This is a genomic window from Beduinella massiliensis, from assembly GCF_900199405.1.
Lineage (GTDB): Bacteria > Bacillota > Clostridia > Christensenellales > Aristaeellaceae > Beduinella > Beduinella massiliensis.
Genome location: NZ_LT963430.1, coordinates 1,062,574 through 1,084,074, shown reverse-complemented (window position 1 = coordinate 1,084,074; position 21,501 = coordinate 1,062,574). Strand labels below are relative to the sequence as shown.

19 protein-coding genes are annotated in these 21,501 nt (G+C 65.2%); 8 read left to right on the top strand and 11 right to left on the bottom strand.

The genetic code is table 11. From position 1 onward, the window contains the following. The first annotated feature begins 10 nt into the window (after nucleotides 1–10). The 6 genes from C1725_RS05555 (at nucleotide 11) to atpC (ending at nucleotide 5,489) form a co-directional block, all read left to right on the top strand. Nucleotides 11–361, top strand: a complete 351-nt coding sequence (locus C1725_RS05555) for an ATP synthase F0 subunit C (protein ID WP_102410670.1) — start codon at nucleotides 11–13, stop codon at nucleotides 359–361. 157 nt (nucleotides 362–518) lie between these two features. Next, on the top strand, nucleotides 519–1,016 hold the full coding sequence (locus C1725_RS05550) for a F0F1 ATP synthase subunit B family protein (RefSeq protein WP_102410669.1): 498 nt from the start codon (nucleotides 519–521) through the stop codon (nucleotides 1,014–1,016). After that, nucleotides 1,013–2,785 carry a F0F1 ATP synthase subunit alpha gene (gene atpA / locus C1725_RS05545; RefSeq protein ID WP_102410668.1) on the top strand — a complete coding sequence of 591 codons (1,773 nt, stop codon included), beginning with the start codon at nucleotides 1,013–1,015 and terminating at the stop codon, nucleotides 2,783–2,785. The genes C1725_RS05550 and atpA overlap by 4 nt, the downstream gene beginning before the upstream one ends. A gap of 1 nt (nucleotide 2,786) precedes the next feature. Further along, nucleotides 2,787–3,680 carry an ATP synthase F1 subunit gamma gene (gene atpG, locus C1725_RS05540; RefSeq protein WP_102410667.1) on the top strand — a complete coding sequence of 298 codons (894 nt, stop codon included), beginning with the start codon at nucleotides 2,787–2,789 and terminating at the stop codon, nucleotides 3,678–3,680. Next, a complete protein-coding gene (atpD, locus tag C1725_RS05535; RefSeq protein ID WP_102410666.1) occupies nucleotides 3,674–5,068 on the top strand; it encodes a F0F1 ATP synthase subunit beta in 1,395 nt (464 codons plus the stop codon). The genes atpG and atpD overlap by 7 nt, the downstream gene beginning before the upstream one ends. A 1-nt stretch (nucleotide 5,069) precedes the next feature. Then, nucleotides 5,070–5,489 carry an ATP synthase F1 subunit epsilon gene (gene atpC / locus C1725_RS05530; protein WP_102410665.1) on the top strand — a complete coding sequence of 140 codons (420 nt, stop codon included), beginning with the start codon at nucleotides 5,070–5,072 and terminating at the stop codon, nucleotides 5,487–5,489. Nucleotides 5,490–5,575: 86 nt separating this feature from the next. Here atpC and C1725_RS05525 read toward each other — a convergent pair whose 3' ends face one another. The 8 genes from C1725_RS05525 to C1725_RS05490 all read right to left on the bottom strand — a co-directional run bounded on the left by C1725_RS05525 (nucleotide 5,576) and on the right by C1725_RS05490 (nucleotide 16,114). Next, complete coding sequence (locus C1725_RS05525) at nucleotides 5,576–6,379, bottom strand: ABC-2 family transporter protein (RefSeq protein ID WP_102410664.1); 804 nt, start codon at nucleotides 6,377–6,379, stop codon at nucleotides 5,576–5,578. A gap of 3 nt (nucleotides 6,380–6,382) precedes the next feature. Then, nucleotides 6,383–7,189: an ABC-2 family transporter protein gene (locus tag C1725_RS05520; RefSeq protein WP_102410663.1), complete on the bottom strand. Its 807-nt coding sequence runs from the start codon at nucleotides 7,187–7,189 to the stop codon at nucleotides 6,383–6,385. Further along, complete coding sequence (locus tag C1725_RS05515) at nucleotides 7,186–8,184, bottom strand: ATP-binding cassette domain-containing protein (RefSeq protein WP_102410662.1); 999 nt, start codon at nucleotides 8,182–8,184, stop codon at nucleotides 7,186–7,188. Before C1725_RS05515 ends, C1725_RS05520 begins: the two co-directional genes overlap by 4 nt. A gap of 94 nt (nucleotides 8,185–8,278) precedes the next feature. Further along, nucleotides 8,279–9,022 (bottom strand): hypothetical protein, encoded by a 744-nt coding sequence (locus tag C1725_RS05510; RefSeq protein ID WP_102410661.1) that lies wholly within the window; start codon nucleotides 9,020–9,022, stop codon nucleotides 8,279–8,281. Between the two features lie 96 nt (nucleotides 9,023–9,118). Beyond that, on the bottom strand, nucleotides 9,119–11,104 hold the full coding sequence (locus C1725_RS05505) for a glutaminase domain-containing protein (protein ID WP_102410660.1): 1,986 nt from the start codon (nucleotides 11,102–11,104) through the stop codon (nucleotides 9,119–9,121). A gap of 105 nt (nucleotides 11,105–11,209) precedes the next feature. Further along, a complete protein-coding gene (locus C1725_RS05500) occupies nucleotides 11,210–11,752 on the bottom strand; it encodes a response regulator (RefSeq protein ID WP_102410659.1) in 543 nt (180 codons plus the stop codon). After that, nucleotides 11,727–14,834, bottom strand: a complete 3,108-nt coding sequence (locus tag C1725_RS05495; protein ID WP_102410658.1) for an ATP-binding protein — start codon at nucleotides 14,832–14,834, stop codon at nucleotides 11,727–11,729. The genes C1725_RS05500 and C1725_RS05495 overlap by 26 nt, the downstream gene beginning before the upstream one ends. Beyond that, nucleotides 14,834–16,114: an extracellular solute-binding protein gene (locus C1725_RS05490; RefSeq protein WP_102410657.1), complete on the bottom strand. Its 1,281-nt coding sequence runs from the start codon at nucleotides 16,112–16,114 to the stop codon at nucleotides 14,834–14,836. The genes C1725_RS05495 and C1725_RS05490 overlap by 1 nt, the downstream gene beginning before the upstream one ends. 189 nt (nucleotides 16,115–16,303) lie before the next feature. Here C1725_RS05490 and C1725_RS05485 point away from each other — a divergent pair, with 189 nt between their 5' ends. Continuing rightward, the gene (locus C1725_RS05485; RefSeq protein ID WP_102410656.1) at nucleotides 16,304–18,763 is read left to right on the top strand and encodes an ATP-binding cassette domain-containing protein; all 2,460 of its coding nucleotides are present in this window, start codon (nucleotides 16,304–16,306) and stop codon (nucleotides 18,761–18,763) included. A 29-nt stretch (nucleotides 18,764–18,792) separates the two neighbouring features. Next, complete coding sequence (locus C1725_RS05480; RefSeq protein WP_102410655.1) at nucleotides 18,793–19,524, top strand: methyltransferase domain-containing protein; 732 nt, start codon at nucleotides 18,793–18,795, stop codon at nucleotides 19,522–19,524. 210 nt (nucleotides 19,525–19,734) lie between these two features. Here the strand turns inward: C1725_RS05480 and C1725_RS05470 are convergent, their stop codons facing one another. Genes C1725_RS05470 through rsmD form a run of 3 tightly spaced genes read right to left on the bottom strand, consistent with a single transcriptional unit; the run spans nucleotide 19,735 to nucleotide 21,447 of the window. Next, nucleotides 19,735–20,397, bottom strand: a complete 663-nt coding sequence (locus C1725_RS05470; protein WP_102410653.1) for a flotillin family protein — start codon at nucleotides 20,395–20,397, stop codon at nucleotides 19,735–19,737. Next, entirely contained in the window at nucleotides 20,387–20,890 is a 504-nt protein-coding gene (gene coaD, locus C1725_RS05465) for a pantetheine-phosphate adenylyltransferase (protein WP_102410652.1), read from the bottom strand. Before coaD ends, C1725_RS05470 begins: the two co-directional genes overlap by 11 nt. After that, nucleotides 20,887–21,447: a 16S rRNA (guanine(966)-N(2))-methyltransferase RsmD gene (rsmD, locus tag C1725_RS05460; protein ID WP_346026383.1), complete on the bottom strand. Its 561-nt coding sequence runs from the start codon at nucleotides 21,445–21,447 to the stop codon at nucleotides 20,887–20,889. The genes coaD and rsmD overlap by 4 nt, the downstream gene beginning before the upstream one ends. Nucleotides 21,448–21,501: the final 54 nt, after the last annotated feature.

Sequence of the window (21,501 nt, the reverse complement as noted above, 5' to 3'; positions counted from 1 at the left end):
GAATGATACGATGAAAAAGTCCATTCAAAAGCCCCTTTGCAGGATCATGCTCTGCCTGACGGTAGCCCTTCTTCTGACGATGCTCGTGTGCCCGGCCCTGGCCGAGGACGTTCTTCCCGCCGGCGCGCAGGATATGCTCTCCTCCGCCAAGGCGCTCAGCGCCGCGATCGCCATCGGCCTTGCGGCGGGCGCGGGCGCCATCGCCATGGGCATATCGATCGGCAAGTCGGTGGACGCGATCTCCCGCCAGCCCGAAGCCGAGGGCAGCATCCGCACGAACCTGATGCTGGGACTCGTCTTCGTGGAAACGGCGATCATCTACGCCCTGATCGTCGCCATCCTCATCATCTTCGTTCTGTAAGCGCGGCCGGTCCGCCGCGCGCCCCGAATACCGGCGGGCGCATCGGGCGATCGAAGCCCGATAGAGCGCCCGCGCGCAGTCTGCCCGGCCGACACGATTCCCGATTGTGGAGAAAGGGAATGGGCGCTTTCGGACGCCCATTGTACAAGGTGAACCTATGCCCCTTAACATCAATTTTCAGCAGATTCTGCTGCATCTGTTCAACTTCGTCCTTCTCGCCTCCGGGCTCTACCTGCTGCTCTATAAGCCCGTGCTCGCCTTCATGCAAAAGCGGCAGGATCACTACGCGGAGCTAGACCGCCAGAGCGCGGAAAAGGAGGCCGCCGCCCAGGCGGTCCTCAGCGAATACGAAAAACGGCTTGAGACGGCGGACGAAGAAATCAAGCAGCGCGCCGCGGCCGCAAACCAGCAGCTCGACGCAAGCAGGCAGGAAAGCCTGCTCCGCGCGAAGGAGCAGGCCGACAGGCTGCTTTCCGACGCCCGCGCGGCCGCTCAGCAGGAGCGGGCGGCCATCCTGAAGGGCGCCCAGAAGGACATCGCCGAGCTGGTCGTCTCCGCGGCGGAAAAGCTCTCCCAAAAGGAGCTCGATCTCGAAAGCGAGCGGGCGCTGTACGACCGCTTCTTGGAAGCGGCACAGGAGGATGAGCAGTTATGACGGACAAAACCCCGGTTGAACGGCTCACCGCGCGGCTCCTGTGCGTCACCCCGCCCGACGCCGCGCAGGAAGAGCGGATGCGCCGGTTTCTTTCGCAGAAGTACGGCGCGGAGGTCGCCCTCTCGATCGAGATCGACCCCTCCCTGCGAAGCGGCTTCCGCCTCAGCGCCGGCGGCGAGGTCTACGACTGGAGCGCCGAAGGACGCCTTCAGCAATTCAGGGAAAGCGTGGAGCAGCGCGCGCTTCACGGCCTGCAAGACGGCAGCATCATCCCGCTGCTCAAATCCGGCATTCAGGAGTTCAAGCTGCTCGCCACCAGCAGCGAAATCGGCACGGTGCTCTCCGTGGGCGACGGCATCGCCGTGGTGGAAGGGCTGGAGCACGCCGCCTACGGCGAAATTCTGCTCTTCGAGTGCGGCGTGAAGGGCATGGTGCAAGACCTGCGCCGGCACGAAACCGGCTGCATCCTGTTCGGCGACGACGAGGAGATCGAGGCCGGCAGCCGCGTCGCCCGAACGGGCAAGACCGCGGGCGTCCCCGTCGGCGAAGGCTTTCTCGGCCGCGTGGTGGACGCGCTGGGCCGCCCCATCGACGGCGGGCCGGAAGTAAAGCCCAGCGGCTACCGCCCCATCGAGGAACCCGCGCCGGGCATCATCGAAAGAAAGAGCGTCGATACGCCGCTGGAAACGGGCCTGCTCGCCATCGACGCGATGTTCCCCATCGGCCGCGGTCAGCGCGAGCTCATCATCGGCGACCGGCAGACGGGCAAGACGGCCATCGCGCTGGACGCCATCCTCAACCAAAAGGGCAAGAACGTCCTGTGCATCTACGTCGCCATCGGCCAGAAAGCCAGCTCCGTCGCCCAGCTCGTGGAAAACCTACGCAAGCGCGGCGCGCTCGATTACTGCATCGTCGTCAGCGCCACGGCGGGCGAGGAAGACACTATGCAGTACATCGCGCCCTATGCGGGCTGCGCGATGGCGGAATACTTCATGCACGAGGGCCGCGACGTGCTGATCGTCTACGACGATCTGTCCAAGCACGCCATCGCCTACCGCGCGATGAGCCTGCTGCTCGAGCGCGCCCCCGGCCGCGAGGCTTATCCCGGCGACGTCTTCTACCTGCATTCCCGCCTGCTGGAGCGCTCGGCCCACCTGAGCGACGCGCTGGGCGGCGGCAGCATGACCGCGCTGCCGATCGTGGAGACGCAGGCAGGCGACGTGTCGGCCTACATCCCCACGAACATCATCTCCATCACGGACGGCCAGATCTTCCTGGAAAGCGACCTGTTCTTCGCGGGCCAGCGTCCGGCGGTCAACGTGGGCCTTTCCGTATCGCGCGTGGGCGGCGCGGCGCAGACAAAGGCCATGAAGCGGGCGACGGGCGCGCTGCGTCTGGACCTCGCGCAATACCGGGAGATGGAGGTCTTCACCCAGTTTTCCAGCGACCTGGACGAGAACACCCGGGAACAGCTGCGCTACGGCCAGGGGCTGATGCGCATGCTGCGCCAGAAGCAGTACCATCCGCTGAGCCAGCATGCGCAGGTCATCGTGCTGGTCTGCGCCATGGAGCGCCTGTTCCTGAACGTGCCCGACGCCCGCATCGCCGCCTTCAGGGACGCGATGCTGGAGCACTTCGAGCAGGAGCACCCCAGCCTGTGCACGGGGCTGGAGGAGGACAGGACGCTGACGGACGAGAGAAAGCAGCAGATCCTCAGCATCGCGGGCGACTTCCTCGACAAGAACGCCGCCCGCTTCGGGAGGAATTAAAATGCCCAGCGCCAAGGAGATAAAGACCCGTATCGCCAGCATTCAGGATACGCAGAAGATCACCAACGCCATGTACCTGATTTCCTCCACCAAGCTGCGCAAGGCGCGGAACGAGCTGAGCCGCACGCGCCCCTATTTCGAGGCGCTGCAGGGCGAGATCAAGCGCATCTTCCGCACGGTTCCGGACGTGGTCAGCCCCTACTTCTACCCGCCTGCTGGCGCGCCAAAGCTGGAAGGGACCTACGCCTGCCTCGTCATCACGGCGGATCGCGGCATGGCGGGCGCCTACAACCACAACGTCATCAAGGCGGCGCAGGCGATGCTCTCCGCCCACCCCGATACCAAGCTCTTCGTGGTGGGCGAATACGGCCGCCAGCACTTTCTGCAAAGCCATACGCCCATCGAGCAAAGCTTCCTCTACCCCGCGCAGAACCCCACGCTGCACAGAGCGCGCGAAATCTGCGACGTCCTGCTCGAGCGCTACGAAAGCGGCGAGTTTCAAAAGCTCTACATCCTCTTCACGGACATGAAAAGCAGCCTTGCCGCCGAACCCATCAGCACGCGCCTTCTGCCCTTTCACCGGGGGGATTTCTCCTCCGCGGACGGCGCGCCGGGCGTCAGCTTTGAGTTTACCCCCAGCATCGGCGTTGTGCTCAGCCACGTGATTCAAAGCTACGTCACGGGATTCATCTACAGCGCCTTGGTGGACAGCTTCTGCGCCGAGCAGAACGCCCGCATGACGGCCATGAGCTCGGCGGGTGAAAACGCGGACAAGATGCTCTCCGCGCTTTCGATTCAGTACAACCGCGTTCGCCAGGCCTCCATCACGCAGGAGATCACCGAGGTGGCCGCCGGGGCGAAGGCCCAGAAAAGAAAGAGGGTGCAAAAGTGCTAGGCACTGGAAAGATCGTGCAGGTCTCCGGCCCCGTCGTGGACGCGGAGTTTGAGACGGGCCGCTTGCCCAGGATCCGCGAGGCGCTGCGCGTCACGGTAGGCGGCGAAAAGCGGGTCATGGAAGTGGCCCAGCATCTGGATGAAACGACGGTCCGCTGCATCATGCTGGCCCCGAGCGAGGGGCTGACGCGCGGCATGGACGTGGAGGCGCTGGGGCAGGGCATCAGCGTACCCGTGGGCGATCAGACCCTGGGACGCATGTTCAACGTGCTGGGCGATCCCATCGACGGCGGCGCGCCGGTTCCGGCGGACGCGGAGCGCTGGTGCATCCATCGCAAGGCTCCCTCCTTTGAAGAGCAGAGCCCGGTGGTCAGCATCCTGGAAACCGGCATCAAGGTCATCGACCTGCTGGAGCCCTACGCCAAGGGCGGCAAAATCGGCCTGTTTGGCGGCGCGGGCGTCGGCAAGACGGTGCTCATTCAGGAGCTCATCCGCAACGTCGCCTCCGAGCACGGCGGCTACTCCATCTTCACCGGCGTCGGCGAGCGCAGCCGCGAGGGAAACGACCTTTGGAACGAAATGCTGGAAAGCGGCGTCATCGAGAAGACCGCCCTCGTGTTCGGACAGATGAACGAAGCGCCCGGCGTGCGCATGCGGGTGGCCCTCTCCGGCCTCACCATGTCCGAGTACTTCCGGGACGTGCAGCACAAGGACGTGCTGCTCTTCATCGACAACATCTTCCGCTTCGTGCAGGCCGGATCGGAGGTCTCCACGCTGCTGGGCCGCATGCCCTCCGCCGTGGGCTACCAGCCGACGCTGGCGACCGAGATGGGCCAACTGCAGGAGCGCATCGCCTCCACCAAGGAGGGCTCGGTCACTTCCGTGCAGGCGGTCTACGTGCCCGCCGACGACCTGACCGACCCCGCGCCCGCGCAGACGTTCACCCACCTGGACGCAACCACCGTGCTCAGCCGCAAAATCTCCGAGCAGGGCATCTACCCGGCGGTGGACCCGCTCGCCTCCACCTCGCGCATTCTGGAGGCGGACGTCGTCGGCCAGGAGCACTACGACACCGCGCGCGCCGTGCAGGAGATCTTGCAGAAGTACAGCGACCTGCAGGACATCATCGCCATCCTCGGCATCGAGGAATTGAGCGAGGAGGACCGCCTGACGGTCGCCCGCGCCCGCAAGATTCAGCGCTTCCTCTCCCAGCCCTTCCACGTGGCGGAAAAGTTCACCGGCATCAAGGGCGTCTACGTGCCGCTGAAGGATACCATCCGCAGCTTTCAGGCGATCCTCTCCGGCGACATGGACGCATACCCCGAGCAGGCGTTCTACAACGTCGGCGCGATCGAGGACGTGATCGAGAAAGCAGGCAAGGAGCGTTAAGATGGAGAGCTTTCACGTAGACATTCTCGCCGCCGCCTGCTCGTTTTACGCGGGCCCCTGCGTTTCGCTGGTCGTGCCCACGCCTGACGGCAAGCGCGGCGTTCAGGCGAACCACTGCAACATGATCGCCGCCATCACGCCCGGCGAGCTGAGCTACACGCTGCCCGGCGAGCGCCCACGCCTCGCTGCCGTGTCCTCCGGCCTCATCAAGATCGAGGACGGCCGGGTGCTGGTGCTGGTGGAGACCGCGGAGCGCCCCGAGGACATCGACAAAAACCGGGCCCAGCGGGTCGCGGACGTCGCGCGCGAAGCCATGCTTCAAAAGATGAGCCGCCGCGAATACCTGGAGACGCAGGCGCAGCTCGCCCGTTCGATCAACCGCCTGCGCGTCAAGCACCACGCGGAACAGCTGAACGACTGACGGCAGAGCCGCCCCTTCTCCCCAAATACGACAGGCCCGCCTGCGAATGCGCTCGCAGGCGGGCCTCTTTATTTGCGTTGACCTTTTCAGCTCCCGCTGCTGTTGTAGCGGCGAAGGCCCCGTTTCCACATGCGGCCCGACAGGAACACGAGCAGCAGCGCCACGGCCGGCGAGAGCATGCACAGCCACTGGGGCGCGTCGGGCTTTCTGAGCAGCATGGCCGCGGGATAGAAGTTCAGGAACGCGACGGGCAGGACGGCGGTGACCAGCACGCGGAAGGCCGTCCCGAAGATCGTAATCGGGTACTTTTGAATGAGCAGGTAAATGTGCGTCACGATGGAGCGAAGCGCGCTCGCCTTCGTCGACCAGAACGCGACGCAGGCGACGATGAACTGGATGCACACGATGATGACGCCGCCGGAGACGATGAAGACAAAGAGCCACAGGAAGTCGAGCGGCGTCCAGCGCAGCCCCAGCGCCGCAAGCCCGCTCGCCACGAGCAGCGCGCCCATGATCGTATCGCACAGGCCCGTATAACGGATTTCCCCGCCGACGAGCTGCACAAAGGGGCTCACGGGCCGAAGCAGATACTTGTCAAACGCGCCGGTGACGATCTCCGTCTGCAAATTGCTCAGGTTCTTGAAGAAGATCGAGTAGAGGCTCCAGCAGATCATACACAGGCCGTAGAGCACCATCAGATCTCCCACGCCCCAGTTGCCGATGGTTTCAAAGCGCCAGGAAAGGACGCCAAGCTGCACGAGGTTCGCGCTGTTGAGGATGACCACGCCCACCAGGCTCATCCAGAAGTCGGCGCGGTACTGCATCATGCTGCGCAGGGTCATGCGAATCAGCGAAAGATAAATTCTCAAATTGAACCGCTTGCTCTTCATGGCTCAACCTCCCTGCACGCTCAGGCGCCTGTAAACCCGGCTCCACGCCGCGCGGCCGAGCGCCAGCAGCAGCGCGACCCAAAATGCCTGCAGCAGCACGCTCCCCAGCGCCGCTTGCCGGCCGCAGGCGCCGGTGTAGATGTTGAGCGGCGTTTCAAAGATGCAGCGGAAGGGAAGCGCTTCGCAGACCGCCTGCATCCAGGTTGGGTAGAGCCAGATGGGGATCAGCTTGCCCGACAGCAGGCCGAGCAGCCCGCCGTAGGCCATCGTGATGTTTCGGATGTCCGTCGTGAGAAAGCAGATCATTCCGAGCAGAAAGTTGAGCGAAAACAGGATGAGATAGCTGAGAACGCAGCTTAAAAGGAACGCAAGCGCGTGAAAGGCGCTGACCGGAAGCTGCATGCCGAAAAACACGACCGCGATCCCCCAGCCCGGCAGCACGAGGCCGAGCATGCCGAAGAGGGTGGCGCTGGCGTCGCGGAGGAGAATCTGGCTTTGAAAGTGCACGGGGCGCAGCAGGTCGGTATCGATCCTGCCCGTCCTGATCTGCTGGGCGATATAAAGGTGCGGGGCGCTTTCCATGGCGGAGGGGTAGAAGACCATGTCGAGCGCCACGGCCATCATCGCATAGGTGACCATCGAGGGAAGGTCGCGGCCGACGATCGCCGGGTTCTGGGCGTACAGCGCGGCCCACAGGCAGCGGATGCCGTACATGGCGATCAGTCCGTAGCAAAGCTTGAGCAGGAAGTCCGTCCGATAAAGAGCCCCTGCGCGCGCCTCTTTTTTGAGGAATGCGGCGAAGCATCTCATGCGCTCTCACCGCTTTTCCCCGCTCCCTCGGCGTAGATGTCGCGCACGATCTGCTCGATGTCCGCCTCCACGATCGTGAGGTCGCGGATCGTCGCCGCGCTTTCGTTTACCCGCGCGATGATCTCGCCCACGGAAAGGTCCTGCTGGTTGAACGTGACGGCGAGCTGCGAGGGCCCGAGGGGCTCGACGCGGGTGCCCGGCAGCGTCAGGCTGGGTCGCTCCCCCGCAAACTGAATTTTTACGGTTCTCTCCTGCCCGTACCGCCTGCGCAGGCCGTCTATGTCCCCATCGTAGATGATTCGGCCGCTGCTGATGACGATGACCCGGTTGACCAGCTTTTCCATGTCCACCATGTCGTGCGTGGTCAGCAGCGTGGTGACGCCGCTCTCCCTGTTGATCTTCAGGATGAACTCGCGCAGGCGCTCCTTGGCGACGACGTCCACGCCGATCGTCGGCTCATCCAGAAAGAGCGTCTGCGGGTTGTGCATCAGCGCGGCGGCGAGGTCGGCCCGCATGCGCTGCCCCAGGCTGAGCTGGCGCACCGGCTGGTTGAGGAAGGAAGCGAGGTCGAGCAGGTCTACAAATGTGTCCAGGTTCTTTTTAAAGCGCTGGTCGTCCACCTGGTACATCTCCTTCAAGATGCGCAGGCTGTCGATGACCGGCACGTCCCACCAAAGCGACGTCTTCTGGCCAAACACGACCCCGATGTTCTTCAAGTGTGCCTCGCGGTCGACGTGCGGTATCAGCCCGTTCACCCGAACCTCGCCCGACGTCGGCACGAGAATGCCCGAAAGCATCTTGATGGTCGTCGACTTGCCCGCGCCGTTCTGGCCGATGTAGCCGACGATCTCGCCGTCCTCGATGGAAAAGTCGATCGCGTCCACAGCGCGCTTTTCCTCGTATTCGGTGTGAAAAAGCGACCGGATCGCGGAAAATCTTCCTTCCGCCGGCCGCGCGATGCGGTAGGTCTTCGTCAGCGCCGTGGCCTGAATCATCTGCTTTTCCTCTCCCGCGCGGCCCCCAAGCGCGCGCAGGCTTCCCTTTCTTTTCTTTTGCGATCAGCCGATATGAAACATGCCTTGGGGAACGTCATTTGCAGCAGCTGTCGCAGCGCTCCAGCTTATTGAACGGCGCTTCCCGGCGCAGCGCGCCCGGCAGCGTCCGCAGCGGCAGGTAGGCCTTGTCCACGGTCGGGCAGGCCGGGTCCTCGTGATAGCGCCTGCCGCCCTTCGGGTTGTAATACACCGTCGGCAGCGAGGCGTCCTCGTCCCGCCTGCGGCAAAGCTCACAGGCCGTAAGGCCGCTGTAGGGCTTCTTCTTCAGGTCGCTCAGGGAAAACTTCGTCAACGGCAGGTACCGCTCGTCCACAGCCGAGCACGCCGCCGCGGTATGAAAGCACCGTCCGCCGTTGGCGTTGTAGTACAGGGTCACGTTCTTTTTCCCCGCGCAGCGCGCGCAGGGCGTAAGCGACGCGTACTTCTTCTGCCCTATGTCGATCGCCGGAAAGGACGAGAGCGGCAGGTAAGCCTTGTCCACGTTCCCGCAGTTCGCAGTCGTGTGATAGTTCTTGCCGCCCTCCGCGTTGTAGTACAGCGTGGGCGCCGCGCCTTCCAGGACGCACCGGCACGGCTCGAGCTGGTTATAGGGCGCCGCATTCAGCTTGGACGCGCCAAATGAACGCATGGGCAGGTACCTATCCTCCACGGTTTCGCACTGCGGGTCCGCGTGATAGCGCTTGCCGCCCTTGGAATTGTAGTACAGCGTCGTCTCCGCCCGCGCAAACGCGGGGATCAGCAGTGCGAGCATCATCAAAAGCGCCGTCCATCTCTTCATCCGTCATCCTCCGTCCGTGTTTCGTCCATCGCCGCCCGAAAACCCCATCGGGGAAAGAGGCGGAAAAAGCATGCGCTTTTTCCGCGCGGGAGAAATTTACTTCTGCTTAGACCAGCGTTCCTTCAGCAGGGGCATGAAGAGGCCCCCCTGCACGGCGCGGGCGATGAAGGCGCAGAAGCGCCCCGTCTTCGTGTCGTACCAGTCGCTGAAGGGGACGCGCGTGGACGTCGTGGCGAGATAATGCGCAATCGGTGTGCTGAACGTCTCGACCGCCCGCTCGTCATCCGCCATCGCCGCCGCCCAGAGAATCCAGTCGGACTTGGTGTAGTCCGCGCGCGAATCCAGGGGCACGCCGTACTCGTTCTGCTCCTTTAAGTAGCGGGCGGTCTCCGCCCTGTAGAAGTCCGCGCCGAACAGGCCGAAGCCGAACAGCACGTCCCACACGGCGTTGTACTTGAGGCTCCAGCCCCTGCCGTCGAGCGTGAGGGCGGTTCCCTCCGGCGTGCGGGCGCGCGCGAGCACGCTCTGCGCCATCTCACGGCTCGCCCGCCGGTACCTTTCGGCCTTTTCGCCGTCGCCCAGGCGCTCCATCATGTACCCATAGGCCGCCAGCCCGCACACCGCCTTGATCGCGAGGTTCACGTTGTGCGCCAGATGTCCGGCGAAGTCGTCCGTGCAAAGCTGCTCGCCCGGGTCCGCGCCGTAGCGTTCCAGGTAGCTCACCCATTTTTCCAACGTGGGCAGGTACGCACGCACCAGCGCGCTGTCCCCGTCCGCGCGCATCGCCGCCGCCAGCATGAGGATCATGTTGCCGCATTCCTCGACCGGCATCTGATAGCGCAGGTCGTACAGGTTCTCTTCGCCGTCGTCCAGGTACAGCGGCGGGTAGACGTCGCCGTTTTGGATCGGGTCGGTGAGCCCCATGCCGAACGCATCCTGCCGCAGGCCGTACACCTGGCCCGTCGCATACGGATAACGCCCGACGTCGTGCGGCGCAAAGTCGTCCTTCCACGCGGGCAGGGTGGCAAAGCGCAGGATCGGCCTGCACAGCGCGCGCACGAGCTCCGGCGCGTACAGCAGAAAGAGCGGGCACGAGGGATAGCTGATGTCCACCGTCCCGATGCAGCCGTTGGAATCGTTCTCCTTGGAAAGGAGCACGAGGTTGCCCTCGCGGTCCGCGATCAGCTTGTGCGCGGCGATGCTCTGGCGGTAAGCGGCCGCGACGAGCGTGGCGTATGCCTCGCCGCCGACGCGGCGCGCGTCCGCCAGCAGCTGCGCGTCTAGCGCGCCGCAGCGCGCGCCGATCGCATCCCAATCCTGCCAGCACGCGTGCAGCGCCTGAAGGATCGTCCTGCCGCTTCGCGCGTAGTATGCCTTGGCGGTGAAGTCGAAGTAGCGGATGGCGTCCACGTCGTCGTAGCCGAGCAGCAGCCGCGCTGTCTGCTCTGCCCCCTCCACCCGCATCGTGCGCGTGAAGGTGAGGGCCCAGTGGCCGCCGATGCGCGCAAAGGCCGTGCCCTCGTCGGCGGCGAGGTAGGCGTAGCCCCAGTCGATCGTGATGTGGTCGCCCGAGTGACACAGGACGTTCTGGCGCTTCTTGCCCATATAGGCCACGTGCAAATCGTCGCTCCGATAGTCCTTGCCGACCATGGGCTCGGGCGCTTCGCCCTCGCGGCAGATTTCGTCGTGCAGCTCAAAGCGCACGGAAACCTCGTGCGCTCCGCCGTCCCTGCTCTCGGCGGCGAGCGTGACGAACGTGACCGGCGTGCTCATCAGATCCGGATCGTCCAGCAGCAGCGGCGCGCAAAACTCCGCGCGAATGCCGGCGCCGCCGGCCTCAAAGGCGTAGCGCGTCCGCGTGGGGGTGACCTCGATGGCCTCGACCCGCGCTTCCTCCGCGTCCGTGCGCCCGATCAGGGCGTAGCTCGCGCCGTCCACGCTGGCGCTCAGCACCAGGCGCTTGCGCTGACCCGCCCAGTGCCGGGTGTCCTCCCGCGCGGGCTGGTCCGTGCAGCTCCAGATGGAGACGTATGGGTCGCTCGTCACCAACGGGTAGGCGGGCAAATGCGTCCCTTGTTGCATGAATAAGTCCTCCTCTTTTATCAGCCTGAAAAGATGGCCGCACAATACATTCGCCGTAGCCCCGGCATTTCCTGCCGGAGCAGGCTTTACAGGAACGCGCTCCTTTCAGGAGAGCCATTTGCGCAGCATGCCGCTCAGCGCGTCCGGGTCGATGGGCTTCGACATGTGTCCGTTCATCCCTGCGCGCAGCGCGGCCTGCACGTCCTCGGCAAAGGCGTTCGCGGTCATGGCGATGATCGGAATGTCCGCGGCGTCCGGCCGGTCCAGCGCCCGGATGCGGCGGACCGCCTCGTAGCCGTCCATCCGGGGCATTTGAATGTCCATCAGGATCAGGTCGTACGTCCCCACCGGGGAGGACGCCACCCGCTCGACCGCCTCCACGCCGTCGTGCGCGCAGTCGATGCTGACGCCCAGCACGCCGATCATCTCCAGCGCGATCTCCCGGTTCAGCTCGTTGTCCTCCACCAGCAGAATCCGCTTGTCCAAAAGCTTCGCATTCCCGCCTTCCGCCGCCTGGGCGGGGTCATCCCCCGCTTTCAGCGCGCGCAGCACGCGGCACAGCCTGCCCCGGTACAAGGGAGCGGGCACGAACGGGGTAAGCCCCTGCGTTCCTTCCCCGGCCTCAACGTCCTCCGAAAAGAAGATCACCTGCGGCGCGTCCGCTCCCGACGCTTCCCTGACCCGGCGTGCGGCCCCCCCCCCCTCCCGGGGCCGCCCGGCCCCCCGCCCAAGCCGGTAGCCCTTCCCCCCCCGCCCCGCACGCAGCGCCCTCCCCCCCCCCTCCCCCCCCCCGCCCGCGCCGTCCCGCCCCCTCCCCCCCGCCCACACTCACTCCCCGCCCCCTGGACCCCCCGCCCGCGCGCAGCACGCGCCCCAGCCTGCCCCGGTACAAGGGAGCGGGCACAACCGGGGTAACCCCCTGCGTCCCTCCCCCGGCCTCAACGCCCCCCAAAAAGAAGATCCCCGGCGGCGCGCCCGCCCCCGACGCTTCCCTGCCCCGGCGTGCGGCTCCCCCCGCGCCCGGGGGCCGCCGGTCCACGAGCGCAAGCCGGTAGCCATTGCCCGCGCGCCGCGCGCGAAGCGCCATCGCCTCCGCCTCCCCGGCGCTGCCGGCGCTGTCCGGCCGCATGCCCAGCGACGATAACACCTGCACGACGTCGGCAAGCTCCTCCTTTTCCCCGCTGACGGCCAGCGCGCGGGCCAGATGCCACGCTTCGGGCAGCGCCTTTTCCCGCTCCTGCTGAAGCGGAAAATCCAGCGTTACCGTGAACACCGAACCCGCGCCGGGCGCGCTCTTCACGTCGATGCTGCCCGCCATGCCGTCCACGATGTTCTTGGTGATCGCCATGCCCAGCCCGGTTCCCATGATTTTGCGGGATGCCTGATCCTGCCCGCGCTCAAAGGGCAGGAAAAGACGCCTGAGCAGCTCCTCGTCCATGCCCAGGCCCGTATCCCGGCAGGAAAAGCGATAGCTGCCGTATCCCGCCTTTTGCGCGGGGAGCTGCGTCACCTCCACGCGAACGCTGCCGCCCTTCGGGGTGTACTTGACGGCGTTGCTGAGGACGTTGAGATAGACCTGGCGCACGCGCAGCGGGTCGCCCTCGACGCCTTCATCCAGCAGGCCGTGCATAGACGCCCTGAGGTCGACGCCTGCCTCCCGCGCCTGCGGGTACATCAGCTCCATGCATTCACAGAAGAGCTCCGCGATGTCGAACGGCTCCGAACGGAGCGCCAGCTTGCCGCTTTCGATCTTGGACATATCCAGCACGTCGTTGATGAGCCTGAGCAGATGGCTGCTGGATAGTTCGATCTTGCGCAGGCAGTCCAGCAGGCGTTCCGGCTCCCCGATGTGCTCCTTGGCGATCGACGTCATGCCGACGATGGCGTTCATGGGCGTGCGGATGTCGTGGGACATGTTGCTGAGAAATTCGCTCTTCGCCGCGTTGGCCGCATTCGCGCTGTCCAGCGCGCTTTGCAGCAGGCGGCGGTTTTGCTCCTCGTCGCGCTTTCGCTCTTCGATGTCGCGCAGCAGCAGGATGGCGAGCCGCTCCTCCGTGAACGGATCCTCCACGTGCACGGCCTGCTGCAGGATCCAGTGGTACTGTCCGTCGCCCAGCAGCGCGCGCGCCTCCAGAAAGACCTCGCTGCGCCCGCCGCCGAGCGCCGCCTTTAACGTATCCGGCGCAAAGCGGCCGCAGAATTCCTCCCGGTAGTCCGCGTGCAGGCGAGAAAGCAGCTCTTCGTAGACCTGTGAATACCGCTTGTCCTCCGGCAGATGGAGGGAAAGGGAACCGTCGTCGTACAGGACGCTGACCGTGTCGCGCGTCAGGTTGACGCTCATGATCAGCGGGTACGCGCTGGAGATGGCGCTGATGAGAAAGCGGCGCTCCAGCAGCCGCCCGCGCTTTTCCTCCTCCTCCGCCAGCTTTTCCTTGGTCACGTCGTGGAACGTGGCGATCATCGCCGGGTTGCCGTCCTCGTCGCGGACGCTCTCCACGATGACGGCGGACCAGAAGCAGCTCCCATCCGGGCGGAGCATCCGATTGGTAAACGTGGCCTTGCGCGCCCTTTTCGCGGCGTCGGCAAAGGCGTCCTCCGTCATCCGCACGTCGTCCGGGTGCAGCACCTCCGAGAGGGCGCGCCCTCTGACGGCGTCGTTCGCGGCCTCCGGCGGATAGCCCAGCAGGCGGAGGCCCTCGGCGTTGAGCTGCAAAAACCGATACGGCGCTTCGGGGGTCAGCAGCGCGATGCCCTCGGGGATCGAGTTGTACAGGTGGCCGATATAGCTGGTCCTGCTGGCGATCTTGCGCTGGGAAAGGCTGCTGCTGTACAGGTAAATACCCGCCAGCAGCCCAATGCCCGCGATGACGCAAAGCATCAGCAGCAGCGTGCGCAGGAGAATGTTGCGCGTCTGCGCCAGCACGACATCCCTGGGAATGATGGAAATCACGTACCAGTCCGAATTCAGGCCGATGGGCGCATAGCAGAAGACCGTGGGCTCGCCGTTGTAGGTAAAAACTGCCCAGCCCGTCTCGCCCGCCGCCAGGGATTCTCGGAACTGCGAAAGAAGCTGCCCGTCGTTCTCCCGCGCAGGGAGCATGTCGAACAGGTTCTGCACCGTCTTATTGCTGTTCGGGTGCGCGGAGCGCATCAGCACCTCGCCGTGCTGATCGACGATGTAGGAAAAGCCCGCCGCGTCGTAAAAGGAGAGGGAGAACGTGTCGGCCACGTCCTTTACCTCGTATTCGCGCAGGAGGAATCCTCCCTTGCCGTCCCCAAGGCGGACGCGCTGAAAAATCTGAAACACGTTTACCCCGGTGACGCTGCTGATGTGCGGGTTCAGAATGCCGGACTGCCTGCCCGCCTTCAGGAGCATTTCACGGGCCGCCTCGTCCGGCCCGGGCTCCGCCGGCAGGCAGGTGCCGTCCGCCATGTACAGCGACGCGTTCCCGCCCGTCTCGCCGTAGGCGCGCAGGGATTGGGTGATGATTTCCTCCTCATCAGAGGACACGGAGCGCAGGTAGCGCGAAATCGTGCCCAGCGACTGAAAGTCCGCCTGAAGCTGAATCTTGAGCGCGTCACGGCCCTGACGGGTGCTCTCCTTGATCGTCTCGATGGACTGGTTCCAAAGCTGTTCCTGCACGCTCGCCACGAACGCATAGGTGACGAGCGAAAGCAGCGCGGCGACCATCAGCGCCGCCAACAGCATCTTTCTACCTCTCGGCCCCATCACCGCGCCCCCTCTTCCGCCTGATACGCATCCAGAAAGTCCATGATCTCCTCCACCGTTTCACCGGAAAGGAGCCTTTGCGACGCCTCGGCCGTGAGGTTCCAGATCGGAATGTCCAGCAGGCTGTCCGAGCCGATCACCGTGCGGCCTGCCCAGTACGCCTCCAGCAGCGGCTGAATCTCCTTCAGCGCGGCGGGGCTTCCGCTCTTCAGCGGGCTGAGCGACGACTGGTTTTCCGCGAACTTCGTGATGTTCTCGCTGCGGGTGAAGTATTCGACAAAGCGAAGCGCGGCCTCCCGGTTCGGGCTGTGCGCGTTCACGCTCAGGCGCGTATCCGCGTTGACGACCAGCACGACGCCATCCGTCAGCGCCGGATAGGGGATCACCGTGAATTCAAACGGGGGATTCATGCTCTTCACGCGTCCCGCCGCCCAGCCGCCGGTCAGCATGAAGGGCGACTCGCCCTTTGCGAATTCCGCGAGATCGTCCGACGTCTTTTGGGTCACGAGCGCCTTCTGCGCGTCCACGTATCCCTTTTCAATGAGCTGCGACGCAAGGGCGAAGCCCGGCCGCAGATAGCTGCTCAGGCGCTCCTCCCCGCTGTTGATCCGCCCAAACGCCTCCGCCTGCCGCCCCGCCGCGTAGACGTCCCAAAATCCCAGGCCGATCGCCAGGGTCTTGAGCGAGATGTCGTCGTTGATGATCAAGGGCAGGATGCCCGCCCGGCGGAACCGCTCGCAGGCGTCGAGCCATTCTGCAAGCGTCCGCGGAACCTCCAGCTGCTGCGCCTTCAAAAGGTCCAGATTGCAGTAAAGGCCGAACGCGGAAACCGTCGTCGGCACCCAGTAAATCGCTCCGTCCTCCCCGCGCATCTGACCGAGGACGCTGTCCGAAAAGCGATCGATCGATTCAAGCCCCGACAGGTCCGCGAGCTGCCCCGCCTCCGAGAGCAGGAGCACCGCGTCGTGGTTGACCATCATCACGTCGTCGCCTCGCCCGGAGGCCATCCGCTTGCTCAGCGCCTCAAAATAGCCGTTTCCCTTGAGGCTTTCATAGGTCACCTGCACGTCCGGGTTCTCCCGCATGAATCCGCTCAGGATTTCTTCGACGACGGCGACGTTCTCCGGCTCGTACTTGTTGCCGAAAAAGGTGATCCTCGCCTTTGGCCGCTCGTCCTCCCGGTAGCGGACGAGGCTGTTCTTCTCTCGCGCGCAGCCGCAGAGGACGGCCGCCATGCACAGCAGGAGCGCGCACAGCGCGCGCGCCTTCGGAGCTTTCATTCTCGCCTCATCCTCTCTTGCGGAAACGTGCGCCCGCACAAAGCTCCGTTTATTTTAGCATCTATGTTATCGGAATGCAAGAAAGGGACGTCATCGATCTAGATAAATAAATCTGTTTCGCGGCAGGAGAAAGCGCGCGCCGCGTTGAATGGTACAGATTCCCCCGATTATCATGGACAAGGAGGCCGTATGAAGGACATCGTCATTCGCGGTGCGCGCGAGGGCAACTTGAAAAACATCGACCTGACCCTGCCGCGCGGCAAGTTCATCGCGCTCACGGGGCTTTCGGGCTCCGGGAAGTCGACGCTCGCCATCGACCTGCTCTTCAACGAATGCCAGCGCCAGTATCTGGAGGCCATGGGCATGCAGGGCATCCGCAGGCCGGACGTGGACAGCGTCAGCGGCGCGTCGCCCGCCCTCTGCATCGCGCAGGGCGCCTATGCCCAAAATCCCCGTTCCTCCGTGGGCACGGTGACGGGCATCTACACCGAGCTGCGCATGCTCTTTGAAAAGCTGCACCGGCGCGCCTGCCCCCTATGCGGGGCCGAAATCGACGCCGACGCCTGCCGGGAAGAGACGCTGGGTCATGGCGAGGACTTTCAGGACTTCATGTACTGCTCCGTCTGCGGCGGACGGATGGACAAGCTCACCCGCACCGACTTCTCCTTCAACACGCGCAGAGGGGCCTGCCCCGCCTGCCAGGGGCTGGGCAAGACGCTGCGCATCGACGAAGCGCTCGTGCTGCACGCGGAGCGCTCGCTGGAAGAGGGGGCGATCGACTTCTGGCGTCAGCGCTACGGCGACTTCGAGCGGGAAGCCTACTACCACGCCCTGCAGTGCCGCGGCCTTCCCGTCCCCCGGAACAGGCCGGTCGAAACCTTCACGCCCGCGCAGCGCGCGCTGCTGCTTTACGGCAGCGACAGCGAACCCTTCCGCGCTTTCTTCCCGGGGGAAAAGCCGCCTAAGACCGCGGCGGAGGGCAAGTTCCCGGGCGCGTTCACCACGCTGACGCGAAGGCTGAGCGAACAGGGTGGCGACGGCGGCACGGCGGGCGCCTACTTTCAGCAGGCCCCCTGCCCCGAATGCGACGGCGAACGGCTCGCCCCGCTGCCCCGCAGCGTGACGGTCGCGGGCCGCCGGCTTGCGGAGCTTTCCGCGATGCAGCTGTGCGACCTCGCGGATTGGCTGCGCCGTCTGGAGGCCTCGCTCACGCCCGCGCAGCGCGCGTTGGTCGCGCCGTACCTGCCGGATCTGCAGACGAAGATCGCGCGCATCGTCCGCCTGGGGCTGGGCTATCTCACGTCCGACCGCCAAACGCTGACGCTCTCCGGCGGCGAAGCCCAGCGCATCCGCCTGGCCGCGACGCTGGACAGCACCATGACCGGCCTGATCTACGTGCTCGACGAGCCCACCGTCGGCCTGCATCCGCGCGACACGGACGGCCTGCTTCAAATTCTGCGGAGCCTGCGCGATCAGGAAAACACCCTGCTCGTCATCGAGCACGACCCGGACGTCGTCCGCGCGGCGGACTGGGTGATCGACATCGGCCCCGGCAGCGGCCGCTTTGGCGGGCGCATCGTCGGTCAGGGCACGCCCGAAGCGCTGAAGGGCCAGAGCGCGTCTGTCACCGGGCGCTATCTCGCCGCCCCCGCCCCGATCCCATCGGCCGAGCGAAGCGCCGGAACGGGAGAAATCCGCATCCGCGGCGCGGGCCTTCACAACCTGAAGCGCGTGGACGTCCGCATCCCCACCGGCTGCCTCACGAGCGTCACGGGCGTCTCCGGCTCGGGCAAGTCCTCGCTCGTCTTCGGCGTGCTGGGGCGAGGCGAGGACGAACGCGCGCAGGTAGAGGGCCTTTCGGCCTTTTCGCGCGTCGTCACAATCGACCAGGCGCAGGCTCCGCGCATGCGCCGCTCCAACGTCGCGACGTTCACCGGGCTCTACGACGCGCTGCGCAGGCGTTTCGCCGCCCTGCCGGAGGCGCGGGCGCTGGGCCTTCACGCGGGCTCGTTCTCGTTCAACGCGAAGGGCGGGCGCTGCGAACGGTGCGAGGGCATGGGGACGGTCACGAGCAACCTGCTCTTCTTCGAGGACGCGGAAGTTCCCTGTCCGGAATGCCACGGCCGCCGGTTTCAGGAATCCGTGCTCTCCGTCAGGCTAGACGGGCGCAGCATCGACGACGCGCTGAACCTCTCCGTAGAGGAAGCGGCGGCGGCCTTTTCGGACGTCCCGGCCATGCAAAAGACCCTGGCGCTCCTGGCGGACGTAGGGCTCGGCTACCTCACGCTCGGTCAGGCGCTGCCCACGCTCTCCGGCGGCGAGGCGCAGCGCCTGAAGCTGGCGCGAGACCTGCTTTCGGGCGCCGGAAAGCAGAGCCTTTACCTGATCGACGAGCCCACGACGGGGCTGCATCCGCTGGACGTCGAAAACTTTCTGCGGCTGCTGCGCCGCCTTGCAGACGCGGGGAATACCCTCGTCGTGGTGGAGCACAACCTGCAGGTCATCGCCGCCTCCGACTATGTGATCGACCTGGGGCCGGACGGAGGCGACGCGGGCGGCGAGGTGATCGCCTGCGGCACGCCGGAAGAAATCTGCTCCTGCCCGCGTTCCTTTACCGGGCGCTATCTGAAGAGCTACCTGGCGGGCTGATGCGCCGCCAAATGAACGGAGGAAACGACATGTACCAGAACCGATACGACGACCCGGAATTCTTTGAAAAGTATAGCCAGATGGGCCGCTCCCGGCAGGGGCTTGCGGGCGCAGGCGAATGGGAGACCCTGCGCCCCCTGCTGCCTGACTTTGCGGACAAGCGCGTGCTCGATCTGGGCTGCGGCTACGGCTGGCACTGCATCTACGCGATGGAGCACGGCGCCAGGCGCTGCGTGGGCGTGGACATTTCCGAAAAAATGCTCGCCGTCGCGCGGGAGAAGACGCCTTTTCCGGCGGTCGAATACGTGCGCATGCCCATCGAGGAGATCGACTTTCCCCCGGAAAGCTTTGACGTGGCGCTCAGCTCGCTCGCGCTGCACTACGTGGCGGACTTTCATCAGGTAGCGCGAAGGGTGAACGCCTGCCTTGCGCCGGGCGCGAGCTTCGTCTTTTCCTGCGAGCACCCCATCTTCACCGCGCAGGGCCCGCAGGACTGGGCTTACGACGAGGCGGGAAACATCCAGCACTTCCCGGTGGACGATTACTTTTACGAGGGCGCGCGCGACGCCGTCTTTCTGGGCGAGCACGTGCGCAAGTACCACAAGACGCTGACGACCTATCTGGACGGGCTGCTCACGAACGGCTTTGAAGTCACGCGGGTCGTGGAGCCCAAGCCGCCGGAGCAAATGCTGGATCTCCCCGGCATGAAGGACGAAATGCGCCGTCCGATGATGCTGATCGTCTGCGCGCGCAGGAAATGACCGCAGGGGGCTCCGCCGCAGACACGGCATATCGCGGGCAGAAGGCCCTGCTGCACGCGCTTCTCCGCTTTTCAGGAGGAAACAGTCAGCAAACAAAAGACGAGGTTCAGGAACCCTTCCGGGCGCCTACCCTCGTCTTTTTTATGCTCTTTTGCGGCGGTGCCCTGATTTTTCCGTATCCGGCATGACGTCAAGGGCGAAACACCCGCTTCAGTTTCCGCGATACTGGCTCAGCTTCACGCGGTAGTTGTACAGGTCGCTCGAGTGATGGGCAAAGCAGTCGTCCAGGTCCTTGAGCATCTTCTCCGCCTCGTCCAGGGTGTTGAGGAACATGTCGCGCGCCTGCGCGTCCGCGCGCTCCACCGTCTCCCGCGCGCGCTGGTTGGCCTGGCGCATGATCTCCGTGTTCTCCACGAGCTCGCGCGCGTGCTGCTCGGCCTCCGCGATGCGGGCGCTGGCCTCCTGCTCGGAATCCGCGCGCGTCTTGGCGGCGTAGGCGTCGGCGTCGGCATGCGCCTGCTGCGCATAGGCGTCGGCCTCGGCGCGCACGCGCTCGTCGTAGCGGTCGGCGTCGTCCGACTTCTGCTGGGCCAGCGCGTCCGCGTCGGCCACGCGGGCGTGCGCCTTGTTTTCCGCCTCGGTGATGATGTTGTTCGCCTTGCGGTTGGCCTCGGTGAGGATGCGCTGTTCCTCGCGCAGCAGGTTCTGACAGTTCTTGATGTCGTCCGGCACGTCCGACCGAATCTTTGCGCACAGGTCGAGCAGGTAGTCCTTGTCCACCAGGAAAAGGTTGGACAAAAGGCCCTTCTTGCTGCTGGATATCTCCTGCTCCAGTTCGTCGATCGCGTCATAAATCTTGAGTTCAGCGTCCATCGGATTCCCTCCTCTTTGCGGCAAGCGCTGCTTGCACGTCCTTAAGGATGCATGGCGGCAAAAACGCGCTTACATCGCCGCCAAACGTCGCTATCTCGCGCACACCGCTCGAGCTGATGTACGCGTGCTCCGGCTTCGTCATCATGAAGAGCGTCTCCACGCCGGGGCAGAGCTGCCCATTCATCTGCGCCATCTGAAACTCGTACTCGAAGTCGCTGACCGCGCGAAGCCCCCGGATGATGACCGACGCGCCCACCTGCCGCGCGTAATCCACCAGCAGACCGTAAAACTGCTCCACGCGCACGCCCGGAATGTGCGCGCACGCGCGCTCGATAAATTCCAGCCGTTTTTCCACCGGGAACGCGCCCTGCTTGCTCGGGTTGTGCAGCACCGCCACCACGACGGTGTCGTACAGCCGTGCCGCGCGCTCGATGATATCCAGATGACCGACCGTCAGCGGATCAAAGCTGCCGGGGTAAAGCGCGATGCTCATGGCGTTTCTTCCTCCTGCCGCCTTCGCACGAAGGTGACCTCCGTGTCGCCGTAGCGGCGCGTGTCCGCCGCCTCAAGTCCGTCCGCAAGCGCCGGCGGAAGGCCGCGCCGGTGCTCCACCACGATCAGGCCGTCCTCCGCAAGCGCCCCCGCCGCAAGCAGCGCGGCGCACATCTCGCCCGTGTTTTCCATGCGGTAGGGCGGGTCCATGAACACCAGGTCGAACGCCCGATCCGAAAGGCGCGCAATCGCCGCGCGCCAGTCGCAGGAAAGCACCTCGCACTGCGTCTCCATGCGGAGCGCGGCGACGTTTTTTTTGACGCACTGTACCGCGGCGCGGCCGCTGTCTACGAATACCGCGCCCTGCGCACCCCGGCTGACCGCCTCCAGCCCCAGCGCGCCCGACCCCGCGAAGAGATCGAGCACACGGGCCTCCGGCACCCGCGCGCGCAGGATGTTAAAGAGCGATTCGCGCACGTAATCCTGCGTGGGGCGCGTATCCATGCCCTGCGGCGCGCAAATCGTGCGCCCGCGGGCGCTGCCGCTGATGATCCGCAAAGCTTCCTCCTGTGCAGTTCCCGAAAAGATCGGGCTCGATTGAGGAGCACAATC